The following is a 21,223-nucleotide window of genomic DNA, read 5'->3' on the forward strand; positions in this document are numbered from 1 at the left end:
TCGAATACCAGCCCCCTGCCCTGCGTTCCGGTGTTTGCTGATGCCTTCAGGAATGATTCGGCACGAGCAGAATCTTGCCGCCCCGCTCGCCTTTTGCAGCGGCTGCAACAGCATCTTTGATACGCGAGAGATCGTAAGTGGCCTCGATGGGAGCACTGAGTTTCCCTTCGGCTACCAAGCCTGCCAACTCTGCAAACAGCTTGAGCTGTCTGGCTGGGCTGGTGGTGCGGAACCAGCGAGCGAGCCAGAACCCTTTGGCGGTGATGTCATTGAACACCAGGTCTCTCGCGGAAAGTTCGGACGGCGCCCCACTCAACGCGCCGTACGTCACCACCATGGCGCTTTCAGCCAGCGTCGACGCCAGGCGCCGGGTTGAGGCTCCACCCACGGCATCTATCGCCAGTTTGATGGGAGCGCCTTCGGTCGCCGCTTTGACCCGGGCGGCCAGGTCATCGCCGTCAACCAGCACAACCTCACCCCCCAGCGTGGCGACGCCAGCCACTGCGGACTCGCGCCGTACCACGTTGATGGTACGGATCCCGCGCAATGCCGCTAGCTGGATCACATAGCTGCCGACAGCTGAGTTTGCGGCGTTCTGGATGATCCAGTCGCCTGCCTGCAGCTGCACGAAATCACTCAACAACAGCGCAGCGGTCGGCGGATTGACGGCGAGCATTGAAAGCTGGGCGTAATCGGCGACATCTGGTAACGAGATCAGCCGCGCAGCCTCGGCGACCATGTGCGTGGTCCAGGTGCCCGAGCCCACGGGCAAAAGCACCACCTGGCCGACCGCGATGCTGTTGGTATCCGGCCCCAGTGCAATTACACGGCCGACACCTTCATTGCCCCCGACAGCAGGCAGTGGCGGCAACGAACCGTACTGGCCCGTGAGCGTGAGCACATCGCTGGGATTGATGGGCGCTGCCATCACTTCGATCAGGACCTGCCCCGGCTGGAGTGCAGGGACCTCGAACGGTACAGCTTCAATCACGGCTTCTGGGACAGCCCCACGATGATCGTATCGGGCCTGTAGCTTGGTTTGCATGGGTCAGTTCCTCGCATTCATGGTGGGTAAAGGCTAAGAAGAAATCCTGAAACCAGAAATCATCGTAATAGGTAAAATGTTTTGTCTTTATGGCAATAGTGGTCGCGAGGACTATTCGATGGACAAACTGCGTGCCCTGAATTACTTCCTCAAGGTCGCCGAGACGCTGAGTTTTACCGAGGCGGCGAAAGCTTTTGACGTGCCCGCCTCGTCCATTTCCAGGCGGGTGTCCGAGCTCGAGGCGTCACTTGGGGCGCAGCTGCTCCATAGAACCACCCGAACGGTCAGGCTCACCGAAGCAGGTGAACTGTACCTGCAACAGGTTCGAGTCGGCATGGCTCAGCTTAACGCTGCGGAAGCGCTTTTGACGGCCCGTGGCAACAAACCAAGCGGCACGCTTCGGATCAGCTGCATGGCAGGTTACGGCCGGATAATGCTGATGCCAGTGATGCAAGCCTTCAGCGAGCAATACCCGGACATCCTCCTCGATGTGCACTTGAGCGACGAATTGGTCGACCTGGGCGGTGATCAGTTCGATATCACCATCCGTGGCGGTGCCCAGCCTGAAAACCGCGTTGTAGCGCGTCGGCTCGATCCGAATCGGTTCATCCTGGCTGCATCCCCCCTCTATCTGGCGAACCATGGAACCCCAAGATCACTGACTGATTTGACCGGCCATTCGGCGCTCTTGTACCGCGGCCCGAGCAACGTGCTCAAGTGGCTTGGTTTCGATGGCAAAAACTGGATAAGCCCCGATGTAAAGCCGGCGTTTATCAGTAATGACGGCGCCAGCCTTCTCATGCTTGCCTGCCGGCATCGCGGGATGGTGCTGCTACCGGAATGGAGCCTGCGGCAGTACCTGGAACGGGGTGAGTTGGTAGCCGTGACGCTTGAGCAGCCTCTTTCCATTTCACGAAGCGATCAGATCGGCATCTACATGCTCTACCTGCAGGCCCGGTACGCGATCCCCAAGATTCGAGCAGCCGTCGAGTTTATTCATGAACGATTGGCCAAGTCGGCAGCCCAGGTTTCGTGAAGATGGCGCCATACAACGCGGTCATCCAGATGGCTGAACAATGCAGTCGAAATGCGCGTCTTTGCAGCCTGGCCCGGAGTTCGATGTATTTCGTGATAACGCACCAATGCCCCCTCTGGCCACTGGGCGAGCGTTTCCAGCTCGGCAAGCTCGATTTTCAACCCTGGCTGCGCCCCCGATCGTTGAGTGAACAGTGTTCCCACTTCCGTCAGGCCCACCTGAATGCCGGTGGGCGTCACCATCGAGAAATCGGGATGAAACCGTTCAACCATCGCAGCAACGGTGCCCTCGCCTCTGGCGAACAACGCCTCGATCAACACATGCAGCTCGACGACTTCTTCTAGATAGGGATTCATGGCATTCCTTTTTGTGGCATTTGGCCCGAGCATCGCGTGATAGCCTGCGTAGCTGTCGGGATCATAGTCATGTACCCTGCCGGGCGCCGTACCATACCGCGGAAATCAAATTTGTCCCTCAATCGCTTGCCCCCACGTGAAACCTACCAGGTCCTGCGCGATATCGCCCTGGGCACCCGCACGATGCGCCGCCTGAGCGAACACAGCTGGGCGCAGCTAAATGCCGGGCAAATGACTGTGGAGGTTGACGGTTGGGTGCTGACCTTCTGCAAGGCTTGCGACGCCCTGGATTACTGCGCCAGTTGCTACGCGCCGGATGGCCGGGCCTACGTCCTGGACTCGGGCCAGCGCTTCGGTACCGACCCGATCGAGCTGATGAGTACCTGGGAGCTCAGGCAACTGGAAAGGCTGCTGGCAGCAACCTAGCCCTGTCTTGGACAGCCCCTCACGCCCTTTATCGTTGACCGCTGGAAGCCCCAATGAACAAATTGATCCTGCCTTTCGCCATCTTCATCAGCGTGATCCTCGCCGGAAAAGCAGCCGAGCACTTCGGGCTGCAAGGCAGCTGGAAGATCGGCTTGCTTTGCCTGGTGGCAGCCGCCGTGCAGATCGCCGTGTCGCGCTACCAGCGCAAAGCTCGACGCTGACGCGCCGGCAGCGATGATCACAGGCAATAGAATTCGCTGACCTCTGCCACCACCTCGCGCTTGGCATCGTACAAGCGCGCTTCGGGTGTCAGCGCCATCGACCGCGCCTCCAGCAAGTAACGCTCGCCCGCCTTGAAATGCGCGTAGGGAACGCTCAGATAGCACTGGCGAACCGTGGTGCCGCCCATCAAGCTCGTGCCTGCGCCACCGCCTACTTCATAGTCGAAGCGCACGAGCAATACATGGCTACCCGGGCTGACCTGGAAAAAGCGCCCGTCCCGCAAACGTTCCTGATCCAGGCGTTCGGCCATCAATACTCTGTCATTGGGGAATGGCACCGAGAGATCGACCCAAGCCATCTGTGGGTTGGCGGTTGGCAGGGGCGCCTGACAACCGGCAACGGCCGTAAATGCGAGCAACAGCATCGACCTGCGCATGATCTGGGTCCCGAGTGAGCGTGACTTCAGGATACCGCCAACTCGCCCCGTTGGCGCCTGTTACAGAGGCCCGTTCTGCCATTTCACAGGCAAACCCTGCCAGCAGACGTGCACGTGGCTGCGCAATTCCACTGGGCGGGTTATGGTCACGGCTGGGAACCCAATCTGCATCGGAGGCAGTCATGACCACCCTCTTTCGCATCAGCGCGCTGGTCCTGGTCGCAGGCATGCTACTGGGCGACATCCTGCTCGCCAGTGCCGGCCTGGTCGCGGTGTGCAGCCTGGCTGTCTACAACGACATCCAGCAGGACAAGCACGCTGATCGCCCACCCTTGTCGGCGTTTCTTGCCTAGCTGTGCTTGCATTGCCCAAGCAATGTACTGACATTCAACGTCAGTGCTTCGAGCGCGAACGGCTTGGTGAGCACGGCAGTGTCGGCGTCCAGGGGCGCCTCGCCCAGCACATGCGGCTGCACGTAGCCGGTCATGAACAGCACCGGCAAGCCTGGCCTGGATATACGCGCAGCCTGTGCCATCTGCCGGCCGTCGATGCCACCAGGCAGGCCGATGTCCGTTACCAGCAGGTCGATGCGGGTATCTGAACGCAATAGCTGCAGGCCGGCGAGGCTGTCAGCAGCCTCAATGACGACATACCCGCAGCTCCCCAGTGTTTCGCTGACGAACATGCGCACGGACGGCTCGTCATCGACAACCAGCACCGTTTCTCCCGCCAACGCTGCAGGTGCCTTGGCTGGGGTTTCGATACGTTGCGCACCCTCGGCCTGGGCCGTGTGGCCGGGTAGCTGGAGATAAACGCGAGTGCCCGCCCCCTCCTGCGACCTGATCTTTACCTGCCCGCCGGACTGTTTGGCAAACCCGTAGATCATCGACAAGCCCAGGCCGGTTCCTGCTCCCACCGGTTTTGTCGTGAAGAAGGGCTCGAACGCCCTGGACAGCGTGTCGGCGCTCATGCCGATACCATTGTCGGCCACGCAGATGGTGAGGAATGTTCCGGGTGTCAGCTCGGCATCCAGCTCCGGCCCCAGCTGAAGTACCTCATTGCACGTACTGATGGTGATGTCGCTGCCAGCGGCATCGCGCGCATTGATACACAGGTTGAGCAATGCATTCTCCACCTGCGCAGGGTCGACCAGGCAGGTACTGGACTGCGCATTCAACGCCACCCGCAAGTTGATGGAGGGGCCGACGGTACGGCGGATCAGCTCTTCCATGTCGCTGATCAGACGGTTTACGTCCGTGTGCTCTGGCAACAATGTCTGGCGCCGTGAAAACGCCAGCAGTCTGTGGGTCAAAGATGCCGCCCGCTGCGCGGCACCCTGCGCCACCGACAGGTAGCGCTCCACATCCGCGACGCGGCCTTGCTTCAGGCGCAGCTTGATCAAGTCCAGGCTGCCGGTAATGCCCGCCAACAGGTTGTTGAAATCGTGTGCAATGCCACCGGTCAACTGGCCCACGGCCTCCATTTTTTGCGCCTGCCGCAGTGCCGCCTGGGCGGCTTCGCGCTCGGCGACCGCCTCTTCGATCCGGGCCTCCAGGGTGCGGTTCAACTCAAGCAGCTGCGTTTCGGCATCTTTACGGGCCGTCACGTCGATCGATGAGCCGATCAGCCCGACCACTTCGCCCGTATCGCTGAGCAGCGGTGCCTTGATGGAGAGCCAGTAGGTCGCCGAGCCGTCCGGCATGTCCACGCGTTCTTCGATCTGTACCGCCTGGCCGCCGCGCATGATGCGCCGGTCCGTCGCCATCACCTGGCGAGCCTGTGCCTTGTCTTCGAGGAATTCCACATCGGTTTTACCGAGATAGAAATGCGGCGGCTTGCCGATCAGCCGAGTGGCACCGTCGTTGGCCACCAGCATCCGCCCTTCAAGGTCCTTGGCGTAGACGACGCCGGGAACCGCCGCAGTGAAGGTGCGCAGCAAGGCAGACATGCGGTCGCGCTCGGCCTCGGCCGAGCGCCGCGACTCGATGTCCATGAGTACCCCCGGGAAGCGCACCGCCACCCCTTCGCCGTTCAGCTCCGCGCGGCCATTGGCCTCGACCCATCGGTAGCAGCCATCATGCTGGCGGACCCGATACTCGCAGCGGAAGGCACCACCGCGGCCCATGGCCTGCTGAATGTCCGACCAGACACGCTCGCGGTCGTCCTCGTGAATCGATGAAAACGCTTCCTCGATCGCTATCCCTGCCAGGCACTTGTCCGCTGGCAGGCCGAAGGACCGCGCAAAGCGCTCGTCCGCCGTGACCTGGTCATTGGGAATGTCCCATACCCAGGTGCCGATGATGGCGCCGGCATCGAGGGCCAGCTGCAATCGCTCGGCGGCATTGGCGGGGAACGCCCTGTCTTCGGGCTGCGCCGCAGACTCGCCGGTATGGCTGGAAGTACCCAGGCTCTCGCGATCCATGATCTATCTCGTCATTGCACCTGCCCGTATATTCGCATATGACAGGCCATACGGGCAGGTTACCGGGGCCACCGCCGGTAACGGTGGCTCAAAGCCGAAACCGCTTCATCATCCCGTTCAAGCCAATCGACAAGCTGGCCAGCTCCTGGCTGGCCGCGCTGATCTGGTCCGCGCCGTCAGATGTCTGCACCGCCAGGTCGCGGATGTTCAGCAGGTTGCGGTCGACTTCCCGCGCCACCTGGGCCTGCTCTTCGGTGGCACTGGCCACCACCAGGTTGCGCTCGTGGATCGTGGTCGCGCCGCTGCTGATTTCATCCAGGGCCTGCCCCGCCAGTTCGGCCACCTTCAAGGTATGGCCCACCTGCTGGCTATTGCTCTGCATCGATTCCACCACCCGCGCGGTGCCGCTACGGATGGCATTGACCATCTCCTCAATCTCCAGCGTCGAGCTCTGGGTACGCGCCGCCAGTGCCCGGACTTCATCCGCCACCACGGCAAAGCCACGCCCCGCCTCACCCGCCCTCGCCGCCTCGATCGCGGCATTGAGTGCCAGTAGGTTGGTCTGCCCGGCAATTGCGCCAATCACGTCGAGCACCTTGCCAACCTGCTGGGATTGCACCGACAACGCTTCGATCTGCCGCGACGCTTCATGCACATCGTCACTCATCTTGCTGATCGAGCCGATTGCCTCACCCACTCGCTCACGCCCGCGACGTGCGGCGTCCTCCGACTGGCGGGAAACTTCCGAGGTGCTGACGGTGTTGCGCGCCACCTCCTCCACCGCGACGCTCATCTCAGTCACGGCCGTGGCGGCCTGCTGGATCTCGTCGCTTTGCCGGTTGAGGTCGCGGGAGGTCTGCTGGGTAATCGCCGACATCTGTTCGCTGGCGGCTGCCAGCTGGTGGGAAGAATCGCCGATCAGCCGTAGGGCGTCCTTGAGGCTTGCCTGCATCGCCGCCAGGGCATGCATCAGTTGGGTCGCCTCGTCACGGCCGGTGGCATGCACGGTGTGGGAAAGATCGCCGTCGGCAATGTTCTGCGCCACGCCAATGGCTTCGCGCAGCGGGCTGACGATACTGCGGGTCAGCAGCCAAGCAAGGCCGATCGTCAGTACCAGCACCAGGCCGATGACGCTGAAGGTGAGGTACAGCGCACGCTGGTAGTCGGCACGGGCCTGGGCGGTGTGCTGTTCGGCAGTGTCGCTGCTGAACTTGACCAGGTTGTCGTAGAGCTCGCCGATACGGTTGGAGATATCCTGCATTGCGCCGCTGAGCATCGCCTGCATCTGCGCGACCTGGTTTCGATCAGACAGCCCCTTGTATTGATCGAGCAGCACGCGGTACTCGCCGATCAGCTGCTGCATTTCGGCAAAAATCGGCTTGCCCGCTGTCGGTACTACCGCGCCATAGCCCTCGACACCCTTGTCCAGCAGGCCCTTGAGCACTTCCAGGCGGGCCAGGGTGGGTGCCAGCTGCGCAGGGTCGCGGGCAATGGCCATGCGCAGGGTGATGATGCGCAGCCCAAGCATGTGGCTGCGCACCTCGCCCAGGTAGCGCGTGCCGACGTTGGTCACCTGCTCGGTGTACACCACGGCTTCGCGCATGCTGGAGATCTTGTCGATGGAAAACAGCCCGAGCACCACCACCAGGGCGGCGATCAGGCTGAAGCTCAGGTATGAGCGGGTGGCGATGTTGAGGTGGCGCAGAGACATGGCGACGCATCCGGGTGGCAGTGGAATGTACTACCCATTACGTTCGGCACCGACGGCAGAAGGTTTAATGCTCATGGTGGGGTTTTGCTCGATAATCGAACACTTCTCAAAAATGCGCCTTGAGCAACACGCTCACCGCATTCTGATCGGTCGGGAAGCCATGGCTGTCTTCGATCCCATACTTGTCCGACCAGTAATCCCACTCGATCCCGGCGTAAAACCGCTTGGGTGAGTGCCCCAATGCCTTGCCCACGTCGTACTTGACCTGTGGGTTGAAGTGGAAACTCTTGGCCACGTAGTTCGACGTGCCCTTGCGGCCTACATCATTGACATACCACTCCAGGTAGCCGTCAAACAGGATGTCCGAACGCCCCAGCGGGAAGGTCATGGCCCAGGTCGGGTTGATCTGCCATTGCCCCGAGGCTTTTCCGGTAATCCCGTCGGGCTTGCGGTAGTAGGTATTGAGCGAGAAGCGATCGAAGCCGGGGATCACGAGGTCCACAGCAGGCCCCAACAGGTATTTGCGGTTGCGCCCCTCCCCGCGCTCGTAGGTGGCTGCGATCAACACATCCTTGACGATGCCAAAGCGCATGTTCTGCCCGCTGATCTTGCCCAGCGACAAGCGTGGGGAGAACTCACCGTAGTAGGTATGCCCGTCATTGCCGGACAACCCGTTCGACCATTTGTTGTCGACGAACAGAAACACATCGCCCCAGGTCCATCCGCTGGCGTGTTCGAAAGTCACGGTCTGCTGGATATCGTTGCCGGTACCGTCGACTTTGTAGTTGTGGCCGTACAGGTAGCTGAGGCTGTTGTCGCTCCACATCAGTGGGCCGGCCTGCGCACCGGCGCTGGCCAGGGCACAGAGTGGCAGGAGGCTGTGGCACAGCCAGGCGAATGGGTCGAGTTTCATGTGCATCCCTTGTGGGTCGAGGTCGGTGAAATTCACCAGCAAGGGATCCAGCGGACAGACCTCTCCTCTGGCCACGATGCAAATCATGGCGCCACCCTTGCCGGGTGTGCGGCGTGATGCCGCCAGAGCAATGTCCCATGCCATGTCTGGCACTGACCGCTTCTACTCGGCTAAGCCCTAGCAGGGCGCGTGCCAACTGATCGAATACATTACTTCGCATAGATTGTGGCCAATCAAAACAGTAAATGAACACCATGCTGCAACCATATTGCGCACTCAATTAGCGCCAGCCATCGCACCTTTGCACCTTCCCGGTTCACTGTCCTGCCCTTGCTCGCCCCACACAGGCCTCGCCGTGCCGGCGTTGGGGCAATTGTGAAATTGGCACGCTTCTGGCTTTGTCCACCACCGAGTAGAAGCGGTCAGTGCCAGACATGGCATGGGGCATTGCTCTTGCGCCTTTGATCGGGCGTACATCCGAGCGGATGTTTGCACGCGGCCTGTCGGCCCTGGGCAAGAGAGCAGTGGCAGCCGTGATCCTCGCGGGTTGTGCGCCCTTTCTCCTGCCCCGTTCTCTCACCGCTCGGTCCTGTCGCTGACGTGCTCAAACGCACCCAGCGGATTTCGAATCGAGGTGGAGAACAATCATGAAAAACCGCTTTGCTTTGAGTTACCCACTTCGCTCGCTGTTGGCGGCAGCGGTGCTCCCCGCAATGCTCGGCAGCGCCCCTGTAGCGCAGGCGAACGACAAGGTCGTGTTGCTGACCTCCTGGTACGCCCAGGCCGAACAAGGCGGCTTCTACCAGGCCGTGGCCGAGGGTTTGTACGAAAAGGAAGGCCTGGAGGTCACCATCCGCATGGGCGGCCCGCAGGTCAATGGCATGCAGCTGTTGGTCAGCAAGCAGGCCGACTTCATCGTCAACTACGACCTGCAGATCCTCAAGAGTGTGGAGCAAGGGCTGCCGGTGGTCGCAGTGGCCGCGCCGTTCCAGGGTGACCCGCAGGGCTTGATGACGCACGCCGATGTCAACGGCCTGGACGGCCTGAAAAACAAGCAGGTGCTGGTGTCCACCTCCGGCCAACAAACCTGGTGGCCGTGGCTCAAGGGCAAGTACCAGCTCGAGGACAACCAGGCGCGGCCGTATACCTTCAACCTGCAGCCGTTCCTCGCGGGCGCCGACACCACCCAACAGGCCTACGCCAGTTCGGAACTGTTCCAGGCCATCAAGGCCGGCCAGAAGCCCAACTTCTTCCTGTTCGCCGATGCCGGCTACCCGCCCTACGGCTCTACCGTGGTCACCCGCCAGGATGTCATCGAGCAACATCCCGAGCGTGTTGCAAGGTTCGTCCGCGCTTCGCTGGAGGGCTGGAAGCGCTACCTGGACAACCCGGCCGCAGGCAACGCGCTGATCAAGCGCGACAACCCCACCATGAGCGATGAACTGCTGGCCTGGGGCGTCTCCACCCTCAAGCAGTACCAGCTGGTGACCGGCGGCGATGCAGCCACCCGAGGCATCGGCACGATGAACGACGCCCGCTGGCAAGCGACGCGCGATTTCATGGTTCAGGCTGGCCTGCTGGGTGCCGACGCTCCCTGGCAAAAAGCCTACACCACCCGGTTCGTGCAGGGCCTGAGTGTACTGCCCGGCACTGCCCAGGCCGCCAGCCGCTGACCCTATAAAACCGCTTCTAGCCGTGAGGAAACTGCACATGTTGGTCACCAAACAACCTGTATTGCGCCGCTTCTGGTACGCCCTGCTGCCCATGACCGCGCTGGACGATGGGCCCAAGCCATTCACGTTGCTCGGTGAAGCCCTGGTACTGTGGAAACGCCCCGACGGCACCCCGGTTGCAATGCGCGACCGCTGCTGCCACCGCACCGCAAGACTGTCCAAAGGCTTTGTCAGCGAAGACGGTAACATCGCTTGTGGCTACCACGGCTGGGAATACGACTGCAGCGGCACCTGCGTGAAAATCCCGCAGAACCCGACCGGTGCCATCCCGCCGGGCGCCGCGGTCAAGGCCTATCACTGCCAGGCGCGCTACGGCTACGCCTGGGTCGCGCTGGACGACCCGCTGCAGCCGATCCCCGACTTCCCGGAAGACGACGCCCCCGGTTACCGGCGCATCTTCCAGTTCTACGAAGAGTGGAAAACCAGCCCGCTGCGGGTCATGGAAAATTCGTTCGACAACTCGCATTTTTCTTTTGTGCACAAGGCCAACTTCGGCCTGTTCGACCAGCCGCAACCGGCCAGCTACGAATTTCGCGAAACCGATTACGGCTTCGAGGCCGAAACCCGCGTGCCCATCCGCAACCCCGAAGCAAGCTTCGCCATCACCGGTACCCGCGCACCGATCACCGAGCGCCACCTGGTCAACCGCTATTACCTGCCGTTCTCCCGGCGTTTTGGCTGTATGTACCCCGACAGCGGCATCCACCACATCATCTACAACTGCGCCACGCCGATCGATGACGGCCGGCTGATGCTGGTGCAGTGGCTGTACCGCAATGACAGCGAAGCACAGTGCTCGGCCCAGGCGCTGATCGACTGGGACGCCGCAATCACCGCCGAAGACCGTGACATCCTCGAGGCCACCGACCCCGACGCCTGCGTCGACACCCGCCGGCGCGTCGAGATGCACATGCCCTCGGACAAGCCCGGCCTGGTGATCCGCCGGCAATTGCTGGGTTTGCTCGAAGCCCATGGCGAAAGCGAAGTGTTCGCCAGCCACTGACCGCCTGTTCAGCGCCCCGGTGCGCCGGGGCATACACAACCGCTCATTGCCCTTGGGGAGAGCGCCATGTTGATGCAGACCCTGTCCAAAGCCCGCGCCCAGCTACAACCACCACCCAATGCCGACGCCGTGGGTGCCGATACGCCGTTGTTCGCCAACCAGGTCGAAAAGACCTACAACAACGGCACCCAAGCCCTGAGCCGCGTCAAGCTGGCGGTCCAGCGCGGCGAGTTCGTTTCGTTGCTGGGCCCCTCTGGCTGCGGCAAAAGCACTTTGTTGAAAATGTTCGCCGGCCTCGAACAACCCACCGCCGGCCATGTGCGCTGGTGGGGCAAGGACGCCCCAGGCAGCGACCGTCGCGCGGCCAGCGCTGGCCGCAGCCTGGCAATGGTGTTCCAGGAAGCCACACTGATGCCCTGGGCCAAGGTGCAGGACAACGTGCGCCTGCCGCTGGACCTGGCGGGAGTGCCCAAAGCTCAGAGCCAGGCCAAGGTACAGGCCGCACTGGAGCAGGTCGGCCTGGGTGCGTTCGGCGAGGTCTACCCGCGCGAATTGTCTGGCGGCATGCAGATGCGCGCATCGATTGCCCGGGCGTTGGCCACCGAACCCAACCTGCTGCTGATGGACGAACCCTTCGGCGCGCTGGATGAGTTCACCCGCAACAAGCTCGATAGCGACCTGCGCCAGCTCTGGGCCGAGCGCGACCTGACGGTGGTGTTCGTCACCCATAGCATTTTCGAGGCGGTGTACCTGTCGTCACGGGTGGTGGTGATGGGCGCGCGCCCCGGCCGGGTGATGGCCGATGTCGCCATCGACGGCCCCCTGGTACGCGACGAGGCCTACCGCACCTCCCCGGCGTTCATTGCGCAATGCGCTTACCTGTCCCAGCTGCTGGCCAAAGCCAACGGCGAACCTGCTTGAGGGCCCCTGAATGAGCCGAACCTCTGCTCCTTGGTTACGCAACCCCGCCGTGCTGCGCATCGCCTCGCCCTTGCTGGTCGGCACCGTGCTGCTGGGCCTCTGGCAACTGGCGTGCAGCGCCTGGCAGGTACCGGCCTACTTGGTGCCATCCCCGGCCGACATCGGCCGCACGCTGATCAGCGACGGCCCGATGCTGCTTGGCGCGCTGTGGATGACCTTGAAGATCACCTTCCTGTCGTTCGCCCTGGCGGTGGTCATCGGCACGCTGGCGGCATTCGTGTTCGTGCAGAGCCGGGTGGTCGAAGCCAGCCTGTTCCCCTACGCGATTCTGCTTCAGGTGACGCCGGTGGTGGCGATCGCTCCGCTGATCATCATCTGGTGCAGCGACACCACCTTGGCGCTGGTGATCTGCGCCACGCTGGTCGCGGTGTTCCCGATCATCGCCAACACGGTGCTGGGCCTGCGTAGCGTCAACCCCGGCCTGCTCAACTTGTTCCGCCTCAACCGCGCCAGCCGCTGGCAGGTGCTGTTGCGCCTGCGCATCCCCAGTGCCTTGCCGTGCTTCTTCGCGGGCCTGCGGATTGCCAGCGGGCTGGCGTTGATCGGCGCCGTGGTGGCGGAGTTCGTGGCCGGCACCGGCGGCACCGGTGCGGGGCTGGCGTACCAGATCCTGCAAGCGGGCTTTCAACTCAATATCCCCCGGCTGTTCGCCGCCTTGGTGCTGATTGCCCTGACCGGCGTCATGTTGTTCAGCCTGATGGCCCTGCTGGCACGTATCAGCCTGCGCCACTGGCACGAAAGTGAATTGGGCTAAGCCCTGGGAGCCGCACATGAAGCATGCCGACAGTTGGCTGGTCCGCAACGCCAGCGCCATTCTTACCGGGCTCCGTGGCGAGACAGCGCGCCATGCCGGGCCGGACATCCGTATCAGCCAGGGGCGCATCGCGGCACTCGGCGCCCTGCAACCGCTGCCAGGCGAGCAGGTACTCGACGCCACCGATTGCGTGGTCTACCCGGGTTGGGTGAACACCCACCATCACCTGTTCCAGTCACTGCTCAAGGGTATCCCGGCAGGGATCGACCAGAGCCTGGGGGCTTGGCTGGGCGCAGTGCCCTACCGCTACCGCGGCCTGTTCGATGAACACAGCTTCCGCCTGGCTGCGCGTATCGGCCTCGTGGAGCTGGCCCGCTCCGGCTGCAGCACGGTCGCCGACCATCATTACCTGTACCTGCCAGGCATGGCCTTCGACAGTGCGCAGATCCTGTTCGAGGAGGCTGAGCGGCTAGGCCTGCGCTTTGTCCTGTGCCGAGGCGGCGCGACCCAGGTGCGCCAGGCCGAAGGCGCCACAAGCGCAGGGCCAGAAACCCTCGATCAGTACCTGAGTGACGTCGAGCGGCTGGTGCGCACCTACCATGACCCCGCCGCCGACGCCTGGCGCCGGGTGGTCATGGCGCCGACCAGCCCGCCTTACTCGATGCCCCCCGAGCACCTGCGCGAAACCGCCCGGGCCGCGCGCAGGCTGGGTATCCGCCTGCACAGCCACCTGAGTGAAACGGTGGAGTACCAGAACGAGGTCCAGCGTCGCCACAACCTCTCCCCCGTGGCCTTCTGCGCGGAGCACGAGTGGGTTGGCGCGGACGTGTGGTTCGCCCACCTGGTCAAACTCTGCCCCGAGGAAATCCAGCTGTTAGGTGCTACCGGCACCGGCATTGCCCACTGCCCGCAGAGCAACGGCCGGCTGGGCAGCGGCATCGCCGACATCATTGCCATGGAAGCGGCCGGCATGCCGATTTCGATCGGCGTGGACGGGGCAGCGTCCAATGAAGCCTGCGACATGATCAGCGAAACCCACGCCGCCTGGTTGATGCAGCGGGCCAAGGCCGGCGAGCGGGCCTTGCCGGGCCATGCCGGCGGCAGGTTCGAGGGCGGTGCCCATGTCGCGAGCGTGGAAGACGTGGTGCGCTGGGGCACTGCCGGTGGCGCCCAGGTGCTGGGGTTGGACGCACTGGGCACGCTCGAAGTAGGCAAGGCCGCGGACCTGGCGCTCTATCGGCTCGACCAGCCGCGCTACTTCGGGCTGCATGACCTGGGCATTGGGCCCGTGGTGGGCGGTGGCCGGCCGACATTGCGCGCATTGCTCGTAGGCGGACGCCTGAGCGTGGACAACGACGCAATACCTGGCCTGGACCTCGCCGAACTGGGCAGCCAGGCCCGTGAGGCCGTGATGCGTTTGCAAAGGGCAGCGGGGGTGCGCGCATGAGTTGGACTCCCTTGCAAGTACGCGCCTTGCGCCTGGAAGCCGATGACGTGCTGGGTGTCGAGCTCGGCGTACCGGACGGCGGCGACCTGCCCTTCAGCTGGGCCGCCGGTGCCCATGTCGACCTGCGCCTGGGCAACGGCATGGTGCGCCAATACTCGCTGGCCAGCCTGCCCGAGGAGGGCCACCTGTACTTGGGCATCAAGCGCGAGCCGGCGTCGCGTGGGGGTTCGCGTTGGCTGCACGAGCACCTGCGGCTGGGAGCACGGGTTGACGTTGGTGCGCCGCGCAACCTGTTCGCCGTGCAACCTGGCACTGGCCCAGTGACGCTGCTGGCGGCCGGTATCGGCATCACGCCACTGTTACCCATGTACCGCCAGTGCCTGGCACAGGGGCGCGCGGTACGCCTGCTGTATTTCACCCGCGACGCGCGGCAGGTGCCACTGATCCAGCGCCAGCACCCGCACATCGACGTGTTCAGCGGCCTGCGTGCAGCCCAGATCAGCGCATGCCTGGCTGACCTGCTGCCCGCCTGGCAGGACCAGGCCAGCCTGTATTGTTGCGGGCCAGCGGGGTTCATGGCGTGCGCGGAGCAGGCCGCGCTCGCCCGGGGCTGGCCGGCTTCGGCGTTGTACCGCGAGCACTTCAAGCCTGCCGAACCACCAGCCAATGCTGACAGCAACTGTGCGCTGGTGTTGCAACGCAGCGGTCGCGAGGTGCAGGTGCAACCGGGCGAAAGCCTGGTGCAGGCCGCCGCGCGGGTTGGGGTGGCGTTACCTGTCTCGTGCGGCATGGGGATTTGCGGTGCGTGCCTGTGCCGGGTCATCGAGGGCGAGCCGCAGCACCGTGACGAGTGCCTGAGTGAGGCCCAGCGCAGCAGCGGGGAATGGATCACCCCGTGTGTCTCGGGCGCGCGCGGGGCACGCCTGGTGCTGGACGCCTGACACCCCGCGATAAGGGGCACGCCGCAGCGCTGCCCCGGCTTGGTCTAAAGGCCTTCAAGCACTTTATTGATCTCTTGAACCACCTGCAGCGTCGCCGCTTCGACCGTGCCTTCATTACGGCACAACACCCAGCCGTTTTCGGCAATTGCCCGCTCGAACGCCTCGGTACTGGCGACCTGCTCCGAGAGGTTGAACAGCACCGTACTGCGCAGCCCGGCCGTCCGTGCCGCTGCCCTCGCCCATGAAATTTCAGGGTCGGTGACCACCCCTACGTGCAGGTCTGGCACGCGCACGTTGCGCGCCTTGTTCAACCGTAGAATCTCGGCAAACGGGACCAACCGGCGAAACGCGGCATCAGACGGGTACCAGCGATCGATCAGCATGATGCAGCCCGCAGGCTGCTTGGGCAGCACGTTCCGGGAAATCCAGCCACGGCTGTGGGCCAGGCGTTCACACACCTCCAGTTCAAGCGCTCGGGAAGGGTTTCTGACGAGTTTGTTGACCAGCACCATCGTCTCGGCCCGGCCGGGGTCGTTGTTTCGCTCGCACAGCCGGACCACCTTGTGCTTGTCTGCCCTCAGGGCTTTGGTAACGGCCTCCAACAGTGTGGTTTTGCCGGTGCCCTTGGGCCCATCGAAAGAAACGAACATGCTTCAAGCCTGGCGCAGGAAGGCAAGCATGGCCTGGGCATCCGTCACCTCGAACTTCCCAGGGGCGTCGACCACCACACGCCTGACCACCAAGTCATCGACCAGCAAGGCATAGCGCTGTGAACGCAGCCCCATACCCCGCGCCGACAAGTCCTGGGCCAGGCCCAGTGCCTGGGTGAAGGTAGCGTTGCCGTCGCCGATCATGCTGACCGCCCCTGCCACCTGCAGGGCATTGCCCCAGGCATTCATCACGAAAGCATCGTTGACCGAGAGGCAGAGAATCTCCTCGATGCCTGCCTCGAACAGGTCTTGAGCCGCCGCCACATAACCCGGCACATGTCGCTGCGAACAGGTGGGCGTGAATGCTCCCGGCAGACCGAAGATCACCACCTTTTTACCCTTGCACCGCGCGTGGACCGAAAACGCATTCGGGCCGATCGGGCACTCCCCCTCTCCATTGCTGTATTCGTGAAGCGTTGCATCAGGCAGTACGTCGCCGGTTTCAATCATCGCTGTCTCCGCAGGCGCCATGGCCCTGTTCAAGTGGTCTGCAGTCTATCAACATCACGCTTGCACGACAGGAGCACATTTGTACTCCACGCAGCCAATCGGGTACTCATTCCACACGCCTCGCATCACGGCGCACGGCCTGCGGCGGTACGCCAAACCCGCGCATGAACACCTCGCGCATATGCCGACGGTCTCTGAACCCGGTTTCCCTGGCCACCGTATCCAGGTTGTGCCGGCTCTGCTCGATCATCAATCGTGCTGCTTCCAGGCGCAGGCTCTCGACAGCCTTGGCCGGCGACTGTCCTGTTTCCGCGGTGAATACCCGCGTGAATTGCCGGGGGCTCAGGTGGGCGACCTGCGCCAGCTCTTCCACGGCCAGCGGGCGGTTCAAATGCTGGCGGGCGTAATCGAGGGTGTTCTGGATGCGGTCCGATTTGGGCGCCAGCGCAAGCAGTTCCGAATGCTGCGACTGCCCGCCGGAGCGACGCTGGTGCATCACCATCTTGTGCGCGATGGAGCGTGCAAGCCCGGCCCCCAGGTCCTTCTCCACCATCGCCAGGGCCATGTCCAGGGCGGCGGTCATGCCCGCCGATGTCCACACCGGGCCATCGACAATGAAGATCCGGTCATCTTCGACCTTGACCTCGGGGTGCATGCGTTTGAGCGCATTGGCATAAGCCCAGTGCGTCGTCGCGCGTCGGCCATCGAGCACGCCCGCCTGGGCCAGCACGAAGGACCCGGTGCACAGGCCAGTTGTACGCCGCGCAGCATCGACAAAACCGCTTACGCTGCGCAGTACGTCATCGCCAGGCGGCGTCAACGGCGTCAGCGTGCCGGTGACCATCCAGCTGTCCGCCAGCCCAGGCACCCCCAACGGCAGGGTATCGATATGCATGCCCAGTGAAGAGCGGATTGTCCCTCCGGCCATGGAGAAATTCTGAATCCTGTAGAGCTCCTCGCCTGCCACGATATTGGCGAACTCGAACACGGTCTGTGTCGCCAGGGACATGACCTGGAAGCCCTCGGTGAGCAGGTAGCCGACGCGGTGCATGGTTGGGTTCCGTTTGTGGATGTCTTGAAACCATACCCTATATGTCATTTAAGACATGCGCAACTTCACCCATGATGGCTGCAACACAACCCACCCAATGGAACTCGGCCATGACTCAGCAATACAAAGGCACTGCACTGATCACCGGCGCATCCACCGGTATCGGCGCAATCTTCGCAGAGCGCCTGGCGCGCCGCGGTTATGACCTGGTGCTGGTAGCGCGCAACCGTGAGCGTCTCGATGCACTTGCCAGCCAGCTTTCCCGTGCAACCCAGCAGAGCGTCGAAGTGTTCCCGGCAGACCTGGCCAACGCGGCTGACCTGGCGCGGGTCGAGCGCAAACTGCGCGAGGACGCCAGCATCAGCCTGCTGGTGAACAACGCCGGCATCGGCACCCACACCGGCCTGCTGGACAGCGACGTGGAGCGCATGGCCGAGATGATCAGCCTCAACGTCACCGCCCTCACTCGCCTGACCTATGCGGCCGTGCCGGGCTTTGTCGAGCGCAAGCAAGGTGCGGTGATCAACATCTCGTCCGTGGTCAGCCTGGCACCGGAGCTGCTCAACGGCGTGTATGGCGCCAGCAAGGCCTATGTCACCGCGTTCACCCAGTCGCTGCACAAAGAGCTGGCCGGCGAAGGGATCAAGGCTCAAGCGGTATTACCCGGCGCCACCGCCACCGACTTCTGGCAGATCGGCGGCCTGCCGGTGGAGAACCTGGACCCGGGGATCGTCATGTCGGCAGCCGATCTGGTCGATGGCGCCCTTCAGGACTTCGACCAAGGTGTGCTGATTTCCATCCCGTCGATGCACGACCTGAACTCGTACCAGGCGTACGAGGCCAATCGGCAGGCGCTGCTCGGCACGCTGTCGAACAGCCAGCTCGCGCCACGCTACAACCGCTGATCGGTTTTGCCGGCAGGCGCAGGTATTCGCCTGGATTTTCATCGCAACAGTGAAAGTCTTACCTCGCCTCGCCGGTTTTTGTACGCCTCCGATACGGATAGCCTGACAGCACTTTCACTTGATCGAGGTCACGCCAATGAAGGCCATTGTCTACACCCAAGCCGGTTTGCCCATTCAGGATCCCCACTCCCTGTTCGACACCGACCTGCCGCAACCCACGCCAGGCCCTCGAGACCTGCTGGTCGAGGTCAGGGCCATCGCCGTCAACCCCGTCGATACCAAAGTCCGCGCCAGCCGCAACGCCGACCAGCCGCAGGTGCTGGGCTGGGATGCCGCAGGTGTGGTGCGTGAGGTGGGCAGTGAGGTGTCGCTGTTCCAACCGGGCGACGAAGTGTTCTATGCCGGCGCCATCGACCGCCCTGGCAGCTACAGCCAGTTTCAGTTGGTCGACGAGCGCATTGTCGGCCACAAGCCCCGCAGCCTGGACTACGCCAGCGCCGCCGCCTTGCCCCTGACGTCCATTACTGCCTGGGAGCTGCTGTTCGACCGGTTGGGCGTCGAGCAGAACGGTGGCAAAGGGCAAAGCCTGCTGGTTGTCGGTGCCGGCGGTGGCGTGGGCTCGATCCTGGTGCAACTGGCCCGGCAGCTCACCCAGTTGACAGTGATCGGCACCGCCTCGCGCCCTGAAACGCAGCAGTGGGTCAGCGAGCGGGGTGCACACCATGTAATCGACCACGCTGTGTCGATCCCGCTGCAGCTCGCACAGCTCAACCAGGCTCCGGTGGATTACGTGATTAGCCTCACGCACACCGACACTTACCTTGCACAACTGGTGGAAGTGCTGCGCCCACAAGGCAAGCTGGCATTGATCGATGACCCGGTGCAGCTGGATGTGATGCCACTCAAGCGCAAGTCGCTGTCCTTGCACTGGGAGTTGATGTTCACCCGCTCGCTGTACAAGACCGACGACATGATCCAGCAGCATCAGCTGCTGGAGCGCGTCTCGGCGCTGGTCGACGAAGGGGTGATCAAGACCACGGTCGGCGAGCACTTCGGCGCGATCAACGCGGGCAACCTCAAGCGCGCCCATGCGCTGATCGAGAGCGGCAAGGCGCGCGGCAAGATTGTCCTCGAAGGGTTCTGATCACCCAGTGCTTGCAGAGCGGCCTCGCCGGGCCGCTCCGCCTTCACTCAGCGTGCGTTCGAATACGTGTGGCCACCACGCCATCCGGTGTTCCCCTCAACCGTGCCCGTACCATCCAGATAGCCGTGCTTGCGCAGATCCGGCATGAGCACTGCTGCCAACAGCGTGATCGCACTCATCGCCGCCACGTAGTAATAGAAGACCGACTCTACCCCTGCCCCACGCAGCATCAACGCCACATACTCGGCGGTACCGCCACACAGCGCATTGCCCAAGGCATACGGCAAGCCCACACCCAAGGCGCGGACAGTCGCCGGGTACAGGTCCGCCTTTAGTACGCCGGTCACCGGGGTGTAGAACGCCGCGATCAGCAAACCGCCCATCACCAGCGCAAAGGCTTCATACGGGTTGCTGACGCTCTTCAACCCGGACAGCAAAGGCACGATGAAAATACTGGAAAGCAAACCGAAGGCGATCATGCTGTTCCTTGAGCCGATCTTGTCGGCAAGCATGCCGAATACCGGTTGCAGGCACATGAACACGACCAGCGCCGCCGTCATGATGAAGCTCACGGTGGAAGGCTCGAACCCTGCGGATACCACCAGGTACTTCTGCATGTAGGTCGAGAAGGTATAGAAGTGCAGCGAGCAACCGGCGGTGATCGCCAGGGTCAGTACAATGGCCTTCTTGTGCTGCATCAAGGCTTTGATCGAGCCCGCTTCTTTATGCTTCTCGCCCTGCACATGGGCGGTTTCGAGCATCGAGCGGCGCAGGTAGACGACCACCAGCGCGCTCACCGCACCGATCAGGAACGGGATTCGCCAGCCCCAGGCTTTCAAGTCCTCCAGTGCCAGCACGTTCTGCAACACCACCACCGTCAACAAGGCCAGCAACTGGCCGGCAATGATCGTGAAGTACTGAAACGAGCCAAAGAAGCAGCGCTTGCCTGGCCGAGACACCTCACTGATGTAGGTGGCGCCGGTTCCATATTCGGCACCCACCGAGAGCCCCTGCATCAGGCGGGCAATCAGCAGCAGCACAGGCGCTGCCATGCCGACGCTTTCATAGGTCGGCAGCACCGCGATCATCAACGACCCGCCACACATCAGGAACACCGAGATGATCATCGAGAAACGGCGGCCACGGGTGTCGGCGAGGTAACCGAAGATCCACCCGCCCAGCGGGCGCATGAAGAAGCCGACGGCGAAGATGCCGGCAGTCGCCAGCAGTTGCGTGGTCTGATCGCCCTGGGGGAAGAACAGGGCGGCGAAGTAAATGGAGGTATAGGCGTAGATAAAGAAGTCGTACCACTCCACCAGGTTGCCCGAGCAGGCACCCAGTATGGCGCGGATACGTTGGCGGTTGGACAGGTTGCGGATATCAGGCGAGACAGCAGCATTATTGTTGTGGATGTGCATGAGGCACCTTTGGGGATTTATTATTTTCAAGCCAGCCAAGGGCGCTGGCTTTTAGTCCCAAACCACGCTACGCGCTCTACCACACGGCTGCCAGACCACCATCCCTCTAGCAGTTATGC

22 protein-coding genes are annotated in these 21,223 nt (G+C 62.9%); 12 read left to right on the forward strand and 10 right to left on the reverse strand.

The genetic code is table 11. The features are described 5' to 3' along the window. Positions 1-46: 46 nt before the first annotated feature. Entirely contained in the window at positions 47-1,045 is a 999-nt protein-coding gene (locus tag ACIPIJ_RS10920; RefSeq protein ID WP_401076127.1) for a zinc-dependent alcohol dehydrogenase family protein, read from the reverse strand. A gap of 118 nt (positions 1,046-1,163) precedes the next feature. On the opposite strand from ACIPIJ_RS10920, the gene ACIPIJ_RS10925 reads away from it, so the two are divergent. After that, a complete protein-coding gene (locus ACIPIJ_RS10925) occupies positions 1,164-2,081 on the forward strand; it encodes a LysR substrate-binding domain-containing protein (RefSeq protein ID WP_401076129.1) in 918 nt (305 codons plus the stop codon). Here the strand turns inward: ACIPIJ_RS10925 and ACIPIJ_RS10930 are convergent. Next, a complete protein-coding gene (locus ACIPIJ_RS10930) occupies positions 2,042-2,437 on the reverse strand; it encodes a DUF4440 domain-containing protein (RefSeq protein WP_401076132.1) in 396 nt (131 codons plus the stop codon). The genes ACIPIJ_RS10925 and ACIPIJ_RS10930 overlap by 40 nt on opposite strands. A 69-nt stretch (positions 2,438-2,506) precedes the next feature. Here ACIPIJ_RS10930 and ACIPIJ_RS10935 point away from each other — a divergent pair, with 69 nt between their 5' ends. Beyond that, positions 2,507-2,863, forward strand: a complete 357-nt coding sequence (locus ACIPIJ_RS10935) for a hypothetical protein (RefSeq protein ID WP_401076133.1) — start codon at positions 2,507-2,509, stop codon at positions 2,861-2,863. Positions 2,864-2,916: 53 nt separating this feature from the next. After that, positions 2,917-3,084, forward strand: coding sequence for a hypothetical protein (locus ACIPIJ_RS10940; protein ID WP_401076135.1), 168 nt, complete (start codon positions 2,917-2,919; stop codon positions 3,082-3,084). A 17-nt stretch (positions 3,085-3,101) separates the two neighbouring features. On the opposite strand, the gene ACIPIJ_RS10945 is transcribed toward ACIPIJ_RS10940, so the two are convergent. Further along, positions 3,102-3,521 carry a hypothetical protein gene (locus tag ACIPIJ_RS10945; RefSeq protein ID WP_401076137.1) on the reverse strand — a complete coding sequence of 140 codons (420 nt, stop codon included), beginning with the start codon at positions 3,519-3,521 and terminating at the stop codon, positions 3,102-3,104. A gap of 182 nt (positions 3,522-3,703) precedes the next feature. On the opposite strand from ACIPIJ_RS10945, the gene ACIPIJ_RS10950 reads away from it, so the two are divergent. Beyond that, positions 3,704-3,874 (forward strand): hypothetical protein, encoded by a 171-nt coding sequence (locus ACIPIJ_RS10950; RefSeq protein WP_401076140.1) that lies wholly within the window; start codon positions 3,704-3,706, stop codon positions 3,872-3,874. Here ACIPIJ_RS10950 and ACIPIJ_RS10955 read toward each other — a convergent pair. The 3 genes from ACIPIJ_RS10955 to ACIPIJ_RS10965 form a co-directional block, all read right to left on the reverse strand. After that, entirely contained in the window at positions 3,871-5,943 is a 2,073-nt protein-coding gene (locus tag ACIPIJ_RS10955) for a PAS domain-containing protein (RefSeq protein ID WP_401076143.1), read from the reverse strand. The genes ACIPIJ_RS10950 and ACIPIJ_RS10955 overlap by 4 nt on opposite strands. Before the next feature lie 88 nt (positions 5,944-6,031). Beyond that, positions 6,032-7,654 carry a methyl-accepting chemotaxis protein gene (locus ACIPIJ_RS10960; protein ID WP_401076146.1) on the reverse strand — a complete coding sequence of 541 codons (1,623 nt, stop codon included), beginning with the start codon at positions 7,652-7,654 and terminating at the stop codon, positions 6,032-6,034. A gap of 106 nt (positions 7,655-7,760) precedes the next feature. Further along, positions 7,761-8,573, reverse strand: a complete 813-nt coding sequence (locus ACIPIJ_RS10965) for an outer membrane protein OmpK (protein ID WP_401077551.1) — start codon at positions 8,571-8,573, stop codon at positions 7,761-7,763. Between the two features lie 641 nt (positions 8,574-9,214). Here ACIPIJ_RS10965 and ACIPIJ_RS10970 point away from each other — a divergent pair. The 6 genes from ACIPIJ_RS10970 to ACIPIJ_RS10995 all read left to right on the forward strand — a co-directional run bounded on the left by ACIPIJ_RS10970 (position 9,215) and on the right by ACIPIJ_RS10995 (position 15,426). Further along, positions 9,215-10,240 (forward strand): ABC transporter substrate-binding protein, encoded by a 1,026-nt coding sequence (locus tag ACIPIJ_RS10970; protein ID WP_401076148.1) that lies wholly within the window; start codon positions 9,215-9,217, stop codon positions 10,238-10,240. A gap of 37 nt (positions 10,241-10,277) precedes the next feature. Then, entirely contained in the window at positions 10,278-11,303 is a 1,026-nt protein-coding gene (locus ACIPIJ_RS10975; protein ID WP_401076150.1) for a Rieske 2Fe-2S domain-containing protein, read from the forward strand. A gap of 66 nt (positions 11,304-11,369) precedes the next feature. Beyond that, complete coding sequence (locus tag ACIPIJ_RS10980; RefSeq protein ID WP_401076152.1) at positions 11,370-12,224, forward strand: ABC transporter ATP-binding protein; 855 nt, start codon at positions 11,370-11,372, stop codon at positions 12,222-12,224. An 85-nt stretch (positions 12,225-12,309) separates the two neighbouring features. Continuing rightward, entirely contained in the window at positions 12,310-13,038 is a 729-nt protein-coding gene (locus tag ACIPIJ_RS10985) for an ABC transporter permease (protein ID WP_401077552.1), read from the forward strand. Positions 13,039-13,054: 16 nt separating this feature from the next. Continuing rightward, the gene (locus ACIPIJ_RS10990) at positions 13,055-14,485 is read left to right on the forward strand and encodes an amidohydrolase family protein (RefSeq protein ID WP_401076155.1); all 1,431 of its coding nucleotides are present in this window, start codon (positions 13,055-13,057) and stop codon (positions 14,483-14,485) included. After that, on the forward strand, positions 14,482-15,426 hold the full coding sequence (locus ACIPIJ_RS10995; protein WP_401076157.1) for a PDR/VanB family oxidoreductase: 945 nt from the start codon (positions 14,482-14,484) through the stop codon (positions 15,424-15,426). Before ACIPIJ_RS10990 ends, ACIPIJ_RS10995 begins: the two co-directional genes overlap by 4 nt. Before the next feature lie 44 nt (positions 15,427-15,470). Here the strand turns inward: ACIPIJ_RS10995 and ACIPIJ_RS11000 are convergent, their stop codons facing one another. The 3 genes from ACIPIJ_RS11000 to ACIPIJ_RS11010 form a co-directional block, all read right to left on the reverse strand. After that, on the reverse strand, positions 15,471-16,076 hold the full coding sequence (locus ACIPIJ_RS11000) for a dTMP kinase (RefSeq protein ID WP_401076160.1): 606 nt from the start codon (positions 16,074-16,076) through the stop codon (positions 15,471-15,473). A 3-nt stretch (positions 16,077-16,079) separates the two neighbouring features. Beyond that, positions 16,080-16,586 (reverse strand): peroxiredoxin, encoded by a 507-nt coding sequence (locus tag ACIPIJ_RS11005; RefSeq protein WP_401076163.1) that lies wholly within the window; start codon positions 16,584-16,586, stop codon positions 16,080-16,082. 106 nt (positions 16,587-16,692) lie between these two features. Then, positions 16,693-17,637 carry a GlxA family transcriptional regulator gene (locus ACIPIJ_RS11010; protein WP_401076166.1) on the reverse strand — a complete coding sequence of 315 codons (945 nt, stop codon included), beginning with the start codon at positions 17,635-17,637 and terminating at the stop codon, positions 16,693-16,695. Between the two features lie 110 nt (positions 17,638-17,747). On the opposite strand from ACIPIJ_RS11010, the gene ACIPIJ_RS11015 reads away from it, so the two are divergent. Further along, positions 17,748-18,542 carry an SDR family NAD(P)-dependent oxidoreductase gene (locus ACIPIJ_RS11015; protein ID WP_401076169.1) on the forward strand — a complete coding sequence of 265 codons (795 nt, stop codon included), beginning with the start codon at positions 17,748-17,750 and terminating at the stop codon, positions 18,540-18,542. Between the two features lie 136 nt (positions 18,543-18,678). Next, entirely contained in the window at positions 18,679-19,686 is a 1,008-nt protein-coding gene (locus tag ACIPIJ_RS11020) for a zinc-binding alcohol dehydrogenase family protein (protein ID WP_401076171.1), read from the forward strand. A gap of 47 nt (positions 19,687-19,733) precedes the next feature. Here ACIPIJ_RS11020 and ACIPIJ_RS11025 read toward each other — a convergent pair whose 3' ends face one another. After that, on the reverse strand, positions 19,734-21,104 hold the full coding sequence (locus ACIPIJ_RS11025) for an MFS family transporter (RefSeq protein ID WP_401076174.1): 1,371 nt from the start codon (positions 21,102-21,104) through the stop codon (positions 19,734-19,736). Positions 21,105-21,223 lie beyond the last annotated feature (119 nt).

This window comes from Pseudomonas sp. NPDC087185 (assembly GCF_044744955.1).
GTDB lineage: Bacteria > Pseudomonadota > Gammaproteobacteria > Pseudomonadales > Pseudomonadaceae > Aquipseudomonas.

Excerpts from the sequence above, each read along its gene's own strand:
- ACIPIJ_RS10920 (WP_401076127.1), bottom strand. The coding sequence starts at position 1,045 with ATGCAAACCAAGCTACAGGCCCGATACGATCATCGTGGGGCTGTCCCA.
- ACIPIJ_RS10925 (WP_401076129.1), top strand. The coding sequence starts at position 1,164 with ATGGACAAACTGCGTGCCCTGAATTACTTCCTCAAGGTCGCCGAGACG.
- ACIPIJ_RS10930 (WP_401076132.1), bottom strand. The coding sequence starts at position 2,437 with ATGAATCCCTATCTAGAAGAAGTCGTCGAGCTGCATGTGTTGATCGAG.
- ACIPIJ_RS10935 (WP_401076133.1), top strand. The coding sequence starts at position 2,507 with ATGTACCCTGCCGGGCGCCGTACCATACCGCGGAAATCAAATTTGTCC.
- ACIPIJ_RS10940 (WP_401076135.1), top strand. The coding sequence starts at position 2,917 with ATGAACAAATTGATCCTGCCTTTCGCCATCTTCATCAGCGTGATCCTC.
- ACIPIJ_RS10945 (WP_401076137.1), bottom strand. The coding sequence starts at position 3,521 with ATGCGCAGGTCGATGCTGTTGCTCGCATTTACGGCCGTTGCCGGTTGT.
- ACIPIJ_RS10950 (WP_401076140.1), top strand. The coding sequence starts at position 3,704 with ATGACCACCCTCTTTCGCATCAGCGCGCTGGTCCTGGTCGCAGGCATG.
- ACIPIJ_RS10955 (WP_401076143.1), bottom strand. The coding sequence starts at position 5,943 with ATGGATCGCGAGAGCCTGGGTACTTCCAGCCATACCGGCGAGTCTGCG.
- ACIPIJ_RS10960 (WP_401076146.1), bottom strand. The coding sequence starts at position 7,654 with ATGTCTCTGCGCCACCTCAACATCGCCACCCGCTCATACCTGAGCTTC.
- ACIPIJ_RS10965 (WP_401077551.1), bottom strand. The coding sequence starts at position 8,573 with ATGCACATGAAACTCGACCCATTCGCCTGGCTGTGCCACAGCCTCCTG.
- ACIPIJ_RS10970 (WP_401076148.1), top strand. The coding sequence starts at position 9,215 with ATGAAAAACCGCTTTGCTTTGAGTTACCCACTTCGCTCGCTGTTGGCG.
- ACIPIJ_RS10975 (WP_401076150.1), top strand. The coding sequence starts at position 10,278 with ATGTTGGTCACCAAACAACCTGTATTGCGCCGCTTCTGGTACGCCCTG.
- ACIPIJ_RS10980 (WP_401076152.1), top strand. The coding sequence starts at position 11,370 with ATGTTGATGCAGACCCTGTCCAAAGCCCGCGCCCAGCTACAACCACCA.
- ACIPIJ_RS10990 (WP_401076155.1), top strand. The coding sequence starts at position 13,055 with ATGAAGCATGCCGACAGTTGGCTGGTCCGCAACGCCAGCGCCATTCTT.
- ACIPIJ_RS10995 (WP_401076157.1), top strand. The coding sequence starts at position 14,482 with ATGAGTTGGACTCCCTTGCAAGTACGCGCCTTGCGCCTGGAAGCCGAT.
- ACIPIJ_RS11000 (WP_401076160.1), bottom strand. The coding sequence starts at position 16,076 with ATGTTCGTTTCTTTCGATGGGCCCAAGGGCACCGGCAAAACCACACTG.
- ACIPIJ_RS11005 (WP_401076163.1), bottom strand. The coding sequence starts at position 16,586 with ATGATTGAAACCGGCGACGTACTGCCTGATGCAACGCTTCACGAATAC.
- ACIPIJ_RS11010 (WP_401076166.1), bottom strand. The coding sequence starts at position 17,637 with ATGCACCGCGTCGGCTACCTGCTCACCGAGGGCTTCCAGGTCATGTCC.
- ACIPIJ_RS11015 (WP_401076169.1), top strand. The coding sequence starts at position 17,748 with ATGACTCAGCAATACAAAGGCACTGCACTGATCACCGGCGCATCCACC.
- ACIPIJ_RS11020 (WP_401076171.1), top strand. The coding sequence starts at position 18,679 with ATGAAGGCCATTGTCTACACCCAAGCCGGTTTGCCCATTCAGGATCCC.
- ACIPIJ_RS11025 (WP_401076174.1), bottom strand. The coding sequence starts at position 21,104 with ATGCACATCCACAACAATAATGCTGCTGTCTCGCCTGATATCCGCAAC.